The sequence below is a fragment of the Nonomuraea sp. NPDC003709 genome, from assembly GCF_040610775.1.
In the GTDB taxonomy this organism is placed as follows: Bacteria; Actinomycetota; Actinomycetes; order Streptosporangiales; family Streptosporangiaceae; genus Nonomuraea; species Nonomuraea angiospora_A.
Genome location: NZ_JBEXMW010000071.1, coordinates 1 through 7,531 on the forward strand (window position 1 = coordinate 1; position 7,531 = coordinate 7,531).

At 66.9% G+C, this 7,531-nt stretch carries 6 protein-coding genes; 2 read left to right on the plus strand and 4 right to left on the minus strand.

The annotated features are described in order from the left end of the window. Positions 1-517 precede the first annotated feature (517 nt). The 3 genes from ABZX61_RS65560 to ABZX61_RS65570 all read right to left on the minus strand — a co-directional run bounded on the left by ABZX61_RS65560 (position 518) and on the right by ABZX61_RS65570 (position 3,226). Entirely contained in the window at positions 518-1,945 is a 1,428-nt protein-coding gene (locus ABZX61_RS65560) for a DEAD/DEAH box helicase (protein ID WP_355213198.1), read from the minus strand. Positions 1,946-2,297: 352 nt separating this feature from the next. Further along, a complete protein-coding gene (locus tag ABZX61_RS65565; RefSeq protein WP_355213199.1) occupies positions 2,298-2,504 on the minus strand; it encodes a cold-shock protein in 207 nt (68 codons plus the stop codon). Positions 2,505-3,067: 563 nt separating this feature from the next. Then, on the minus strand, positions 3,068-3,226 hold the full coding sequence (locus ABZX61_RS65570) for a hypothetical protein (protein ID WP_355213201.1): 159 nt from the start codon (positions 3,224-3,226) through the stop codon (positions 3,068-3,070). A 498-nt stretch (positions 3,227-3,724) separates the two neighbouring features. On the opposite strand from ABZX61_RS65570, the gene ABZX61_RS65575 reads away from it, so the two are divergent. Together ABZX61_RS65575 and ABZX61_RS65580 are read left to right on the plus strand one after the other, a co-directional pair. After that, positions 3,725-5,137 (plus strand): glutamate decarboxylase, encoded by a 1,413-nt coding sequence (locus tag ABZX61_RS65575; RefSeq protein WP_355213203.1) that lies wholly within the window; start codon positions 3,725-3,727, stop codon positions 5,135-5,137. A gap of 5 nt (positions 5,138-5,142) precedes the next feature. Further along, a complete protein-coding gene (locus tag ABZX61_RS65580) occupies positions 5,143-6,327 on the plus strand; it encodes a cytochrome P450 (RefSeq protein ID WP_355213205.1) in 1,185 nt (394 codons plus the stop codon). A gap of 130 nt (positions 6,328-6,457) precedes the next feature. On the opposite strand, the gene ABZX61_RS65585 is transcribed toward ABZX61_RS65580, so the two are convergent. Continuing rightward, the gene (locus ABZX61_RS65585) at positions 6,458-7,309 is read right to left on the minus strand and encodes a site-specific integrase (protein ID WP_355213207.1); all 852 of its coding nucleotides are present in this window, start codon (positions 7,307-7,309) and stop codon (positions 6,458-6,460) included. Between the last annotated feature and the right edge of the window lie 222 nt (positions 7,310-7,531).

A 7,531-nucleotide genomic window follows, 5' to 3' on the forward strand; every position in this document is an offset into this window, starting at 1 on the left:
ACGGCGAAATACCAACTGCCATGGACAGGATCCACCAGCCGGGCGCAGCGACTTCCCAGCCGCTTGCCTGTCACCGCGTCGGCACAGCCACAACGCCGATTCACCACGTGGCGATCTTGAACGCATGTCATCGTCACTCACTCCCTCACTTGGGTCACGTGAGATGACGGCAACAACAGCATCTACGTCCAACGAAGATCAGGTAGATCTCCTAGCCTCGATCTTTCTCGACCTTGAGCCGGTCGTCCATCGCCCCGGCCGAGCGCCGCAGACAACAACAGGTCCTGGCCCTGCTCCACCAAGACCCCAACCGCCCCTGACCAGCCCCGGACATCGCCCGCCACCTCCGCGATGTCACCCTCAACACCATGTACCGGCAACTGTCTCGCTGGGCCAGCAGCCAACTCATCCGCAAGATCGGGCCGGGTATCTACACCGCCCGGCCAATCTCTTCAGCACTCTTGCCAACAGCCCAAAAGCCTTAACTACCTGGCCTTGGGCGAGCCCCCATCCGCTGCTACCGGAATCGTCTGCCGTTCCGTCCCGACCGACGACTGACAACCGGTGCGGTGATGGTCACGGGGATGCCTGAGGGAGCCTGGGCGCCCGTGATACGCCTCAGCTCGGCCTCGCCCGAACGGACCTCGCTGGTCTGCGGGACGATACCGGCGTCGGCCATCAAGCGGGTCATGTCACGGCGCTGATTGGGCAGCACCAGGGTGACGACGCTGCCGGACTCGCCGGCGCGGGCGGTGCGGCCGCCGCGGTGCAGGTAGTCCTTGTGGTCGCTCGGCGGGTCGACGTTGACGACGAGGTCCAGGTTGTCGACGTGGATGCCGCGGGCCGCGACGTTGGTCGCCACCAGCGCCGTGACGTGGCCGCTCTTGAACTGGGCGAGGGTGCGGGTGCGCTGGGGCTGGGACTTGCCTCCGTGCAGCGCGGCGGCGCGCACTCCGCTGTTCAGCAACTGTTCGGTGAGCCGGTCCACAGCGTGCTTGGTGTCCAGGAACATGATCACCCGACCGTCGCGAGCAGCGATCTCCACAGTGGTGGCCTGCTTGTCGGCACCCTGGATGTGCAGCACGTGGTGCTCCATCGTGGTGACCGCGCCCGCCGAGGGGTCGACCGAATGGACCACCGGGTCACTCAGATAGCGGCGGACCAGCAGGTCGACGTTGCGGTCCAAAGTGGCGGAGAACAGCATCCGCTGGCCATCTGGGCGCACCTGGTCGAGCAGGTGGGTGATCTGCGGCATGAAGCCCATGTCGGCCATCTGGTCGGCCTCATCCAGCACGGTGATGCCGACCTGGTCCAGGCGGCAGTCGCCGCGCTCGATGAGATCCCTGAGCCGTCCCGGGGTCGCGATGACGACCTCTGCACTGTTGCGCAGCGCATGGGCCTGGCGGCTGATCGACATGCCGCCGACGACCGTGGCCAGCCGCAGCTTCAGTGCTTGGGCGTACGGCGTGAGCGCATCGGTGACCTGCTGGGCCAGTTCCCTGGTGGGGACGAGGATCAGGGCAAGCGGTCGCCGCGATTGTGCCCGCTGTCCGGAGGTGCGGACGAGCAGGGCCAGGCCGAAGGCGAGTGTCTTGCCCGACCCGGTGCGCCCCCGCCCCAGGACGTCCCGGCCGGCCAGGGAGTTCGGCAGCGTGGCCGCCTGGATCGGGAACGGTTCGTTCAAGCCCAGGCCGGTGAGCACCTTCAGCAGTGCGGGCGGCATGCTCAGCTCAGCGAACGTCGCGGCTGCCGGCAGGGCCGGGGTTACGGTGACCGGCAGCGCGAACTCTCTCTGGAGCGCGGCGGGACGCCGCCCGTTGCCGGACCGGCTGGAGGCGCCTGAACGGCCCTGAGCCGGAGGGCTGAATCGGCCGCCCCTGCTTCGGGCGGAGCCGCCCGTACGGGGCGAAGAGTTGCGATCGTGCGCGCGAGTTGCGTGGTTCATGCAGAACCTTCCTCGATGCGGCACGTGTCAGGATCCTCGGCGCGATGAGCGGCACAAGAACAGCTAGCACGAGCCGAAGAAAGACGAGTCGAACCGGCGGAAACAGCCTGGGCTCGTACGTCGAAATGGTCGGCTTTCGCCGGGAAGAACGCGGCTGTGATGCGGCGCCGTAGAAGTGGAGCGGGCCTATGCCCGAACCGGAGCCATCGGTGGTGCATCCGGTGTGCGGCGGAAGAACAGACACGCTGTGCTTCTCGGGTTGTGAGGTCATCACGGCACGATGGATGCCACAAAAGCAACGCGCCGGGGACCGCGCCCTGCGGCGCGAGCCCCGGCTACGTGGTGCGCAGTGTCAGGCGGGAACGATGTTCTCGGCCTGCGGGCCCTTCTGGCCCTGCGTGACGTCGAAGGCCACCTTCTGGCCCTCGCGCAGCTCACGGTAGCCGCCGTTGGCGACGATGTTGGAGTAGTGCGCAAAGACGTCGGCGCCGCCGCCGTCCTGCTCGATAAAGCCGAAGCCCTTTTCCGCGTTGAACCACTTCACGGTGCCAGTAGCCATGTTGATCTCCTTCGATGGGTGCAAAGCCGAAATCCGCATCGAACGGATTCCGCGTCGCCGCGATAGGACCACACACCCGGAGATGACCGGAGAACAAAAAATGCACCTGAGGCTACATACCGTCAGGTGCACACAAGTCTTTATGGGTACCACAACTGCAACTGAGCCCAGACTAGCACATGTGCCGTCGTGCTGCGCACGCCCCCGCCAACGCCGGCATCATCCGCGCGCCATTGCCGCCTTGACCTGCAAATTCCAGGCTCAACTGCGCTGTCGCCCGCACCGCGCCACCCCGATCGGCCAGGCAATCTCCTCGTCCTGCAACTCATCAAAGAGGCCGCCATTCAGGCTGGGAAAGGCTTACGGTTCCGGGCCCCGCAGGTGTCCCGGCCAGCGCGGCCTGCCTGTACGACCGAGCAGACCAGCAGGTCGGCGAGGTACTCGGCGGCAGCGGGCCGCTCGCCGGTCGAGGATCGGCCAAGCGCGTAGCGCCTGCACCTGCGTTACCAGGCGGCACCGGCCAGGACGGACGAACCTTCCAGCCGGAGCAGTCCCGGCGCTGGTTAGCGCGCCACCCAGCGCCCCGCCACGGCGCTCTTGGCGGCGCTCTTGGCGGCGGGCCAGATGTGCCGCGCGCCGGCGGCCAGGCCGAGCAGGACCAGGCAGAGCGCGATCTCCAGGGCCGTGACGGCCGCGATGCCGAAGATGATGAAAGTGATCACCGGGGTCGCTCCATGCGGAGCCGTGGCGGGGGTTTTCGTTGGGTTCATCGAGCCGAGTCTAGATTCGTCCGACGCCTTCACCGGCTTCCTGGGCGCGGCCCTCGCGGCGGGCCCCGACACCGCCAGTAGACGCGCCAGCGCGCTGATCACCGCCCGATCCGCCCACGACGGCCAAGGCCTTGCCACCTGCCGACGCAACACCGCGAGTTGGTGACGCAAAACAAGGATCTCCACGTCCTTCGACCTCTGCGCAGCAACACCACCCAACCCACGAGCCGGACGAAGATCAAATAAAGCAACCGCAGCGCCATGAATGGCGATCATGCCCACCAGAACGGAACACCAACCCCCAGCCAGGTCAACCCCAACGGCCGAGTTTCGGGCACCCACACGCTCACCCACGTGGACGTCAGCGCGGCCACAATATTGACTCATAGTAAACAATTGCCTACCGTGAGTGTTTGACGTGGCGTAAAGCTCTTTCGAGGGGTGAAGCTCATGCTCAGACGAGTCGAATCCGGCCGGTGGCAAGAATCACTCGATGTCAATCCCCTTTACAACGGGCTGGTGCCGGAAGGCGGCGTGCCCCGGTTCAAGATGCCGGCCGGCCCGATGAATCCCACAGCGGCCCAGGCGCTCATCCGCGACGAACTCCTGCTCGACGGCAACGCCCGGCTCAACCTGGCCACCTTCTGCACGACCTGGATGGAGCCCCAGGCCCGCGAACTCATCGCCGAAACCCTCGACCGCAACCTCGTCGACCACGACCAGTACCCGCGGACGGCCGACATCGAGGCGCGCTGCGTCAACATGCTCGATCATCTGTGGGGCGACCCGAACGGTTCCAGCGTCGGCTGCTCCACGGGCGGCTCCAGTGAGGCGGCCATGCTCGGGGCGCTGGCGATGAAGTTCCAGTGGCGCGAGCGGCGCCGGGCGGCCGGGCTGTCCACCGCCAACCCCAACCTCGTGATGGGCACTGCCGTCCACACCTGCTGGCCGAAGTTCTGCCAGTACTGGGACGTGGAGCCGCGCTGGATACCGATCGAGGAGCCGGCCTTCACCTTGAACCCGGCCCGGCTCGGCGAGTTCTGTGACGACAACACCATCGGCGTCATCGGCGTGCTCGGCTCCACGCAATGCGGCAAGTACGACCCGATCGAGCAGATGTCGGCCGAGCTGGACCGGCTGGAGGCCGAGCGCGGGCTGAGAATACCGCTGCACGTGGACGCGGCCGTGGGCGGCTTTATCACCCCGTTCCTGGAACCCGACAGGGTGTGGGACTTCCGGCTTCCCCGGGTGCAGTCGATCAACACCTCGGGGCACAAGTTCGGTCTGGTCTACCCCGGCGTCGGCTGGATCGTCTGGCAGGAGCCGGACGCCCTGCCGCAGGACCTGGTGCTCTCCTGCGACCTGCTCGGCGGCAACATCGACACCTTCACGCTCAACTTCTCCCGCTCCGGCGCCCCGGTCGTCGCGCAGTACTACAACTTCCTGCGGCTCGGCTTCGAGGGCTACCGGGCCGTCCAGCAGACCTGCCGGGACGTGGCGACCTACCTCGGTGAGGAGATCGCGAAACTCCCCGAGCTCTCGCTCATCGCCGACGGCTCGGAACTGCCGGTGCTCGCCGTGCGGACCGCCCCCGGCTACGACGTTTTCACCGTCTTCGACCTGGCCGCCCGGCTGAAGATGCACGGCTGGCAGGCCCCGACGTACTACCTGCCGCCCGACCTGGAGCACATAGCCGTCATCCGCTTCGTCATCCGCAACGGCTTCAGCCAGGACATCGCCGCCAAACTGCTGGCGAACGTGCGCGCCGAGGTGGAGTACCTGCGCGACAATCCGGTTCCGCGCCCTCGCCGCGGCGGCGACGCGGCGGCCGCCGAGCAGCCGGGTGTGCCGACGGGAGGGTGACGTCGATGAACGACTTCGCCGCGTCCATCACCTTCGACCAGCTCGGCAGTGACCCCTATCCGATCTTCGCCAGGCTCCGCCGCGAAGCGCCGGTCGTCCTGCTGCCGAAGCTCGAGCTGTGGATGGTCACCCGCTGGGATGACGTGCGCCAGGTCCTCAGTGCCTACGAGTCGTACACCAGCGCCTTCCCCTCGCTGGCCACGCAGATATTCGGGGAACGGTCCGTACTCAAGGTTGACGGCGACGCCCACGCCGATCTGCGAGCCGCCGTTGACACGCGATTCGCCCACGAACGCATCGAACGGGCCACCACAGTCACCCGCGAGGCTGCACGGCCGTACGCCACCAAGCTCAGTAGCCGGGACGAGCTGATGTCCAGCTACTTCGAACCCGCCGCGAGCACCGCCCTCGCCCATTTCATCGGCCTGCCGGACGTGGACACCGGCGCGCTCATTCGCTGGGCCCGCAACCTCAGCGCCGGAATGAGCAACTTCACGGCGGACCCGGCCGTACACGAACAGGCGATGGCCACCGCCACCGAGATCCGCCAGACGATCGAGCCCTTCGCCCGGCAGGCCACAGACCGGCCCGACGGCTCAGTCCTGTCACAGCTGCTCCACAGCGGCTGCCCGGCCGATACCGTCCGATCCGCCGAGAACATCATGCCCACCTTCATCGAGATCCTCTCGGCGTTCCTGGAACCGGCGGCCGGCGCCGGGCTCACGCTGCTCGCGCTGCTCCAGCACCCCACGCAAATGCAGGCCATCCGCGATGACCCGCGCCTGATCCGCAAGGCCGTCCACGAAACGCTGCGCTGGCTATCACCAAACGGCGCGCTCAGCCGCCGCGCGACCAAAGACGTGCTCCTCGCCGGACAGATCATCCCCGCCGGAGCGACCGTCATGGCGGCCATCGCCTCGGCAGGCCGGGACGAGAGCATCTTCACCGACCCAGACACCTTCGACATCAACCGGGACCCCTTCCCCAACCTGGGCCTCGGATACTCCCGCCACGCATGCCTCGCCGCCCCAGTCGTCGGTACCATCATCGCGGCCCTGCTGGACGTGCTACTCGAGCAACACCCACGGCTCTCCCTGGACCCCGAACAGCCGCACAACCTGCACGGCTGGAAATTCCGCGTGCTGACGAACCTGCATGTCCGCATCGGCGATCCGGCCCGTGGAAGCTGAGTGCAGAAATTGGCGGTAGCGACCTGCGACTTCTTCGCTTGTTAGCGGTCCGTGATGTGGTGAGCCGGGACATCAAGTACGCCGACAGGGTCTCATGGTGTTGAGGTCTACATCGCAGGTGCGTGGGGGATCAGTTCTTGGCTTTCCGGATCGGCGGTCCAGTCGGTGGTGGCGCTTTTAATCCGTAGGTTCCGGGTTCGAGCCCCGGGCGCCCTACCACTCCGACCTGCGGTTTCCCACGATTCTGTAGTCGAGTCGTCTGATCGTGAGTCACGGTGAGACACATGTGAGTCACGTACGAGCGCGCGCGTTTGTTCACCTTGCGGGTGGTCTTGCGGGCTGCTTGGAGAACAAGCTGGGCAGTGGCCCGGGCGCTGTCGTGATACAGCTGCGGCGGCACCGACGTGTACGTGTCGGCGGTGAGCACGATGCTGGCATGTCCGAGCATGCCCTGCACCACTCGCAGGTCCGCTCCTGCCGCCAGAGACAGTGTCGCCGCTCCATGCCTCAGATCGTGCAGCCGCACTGGGGGAAGGCCGCTGGCCAAGGCCAGCTTGTGGAAGCGGTGGGTGAGGTAGTCGGGATCGACCGCCCCACCGTTCTCACGAGTGAACATCGGGTCTGTTGGCGACCAGTCGTTGCCTTCTTCACCTCGCTGGGCTCGTTCGTGGCGGTGCAGCAGCCGGAGCGTGTCGAGGTCCAGTGCGATACCGCGCTGGCTGGAGGCGCTCTTGGGCGGGCACGGGGAGAGGCCATGGTCGGTGTGGACGAGTTGGCGGGCGATGGTGAGTTCGCGCCGGTCGGTGTCGAGATCGATCCAGCGCAGGCCGGCTACCTCGGCGCGCCGCAGACCTCGTAGAGCGATCAGCCACCACAGCGCGAACAGCCGGTCATCACGGACGAAGGCGAGGAACTCGGCCAACTGCTCGACCGTCCACACCGCAACGGCGGGGCGCTCGCCGGTGCGCCGCCAAGCGGCCACGCGTCGCGGGGTCCACACTACGGGGTGGATGTGGCGCGGCGACGGAAGCCGTAGCCCTCGAGCCGGGTTGTCACGGATCACGTCTTACCGCAGGGCTTCGTTCAACGCGGCCCGCAGCGTCGCCCGGATCCTTTCCAGGGTGGCCGCGCTGATCGGCTTGCCATACCGGGTGCGGCGCCTGGCCACAGCGGTGAACATCCTCACGACGTGCCGCCCCGACAG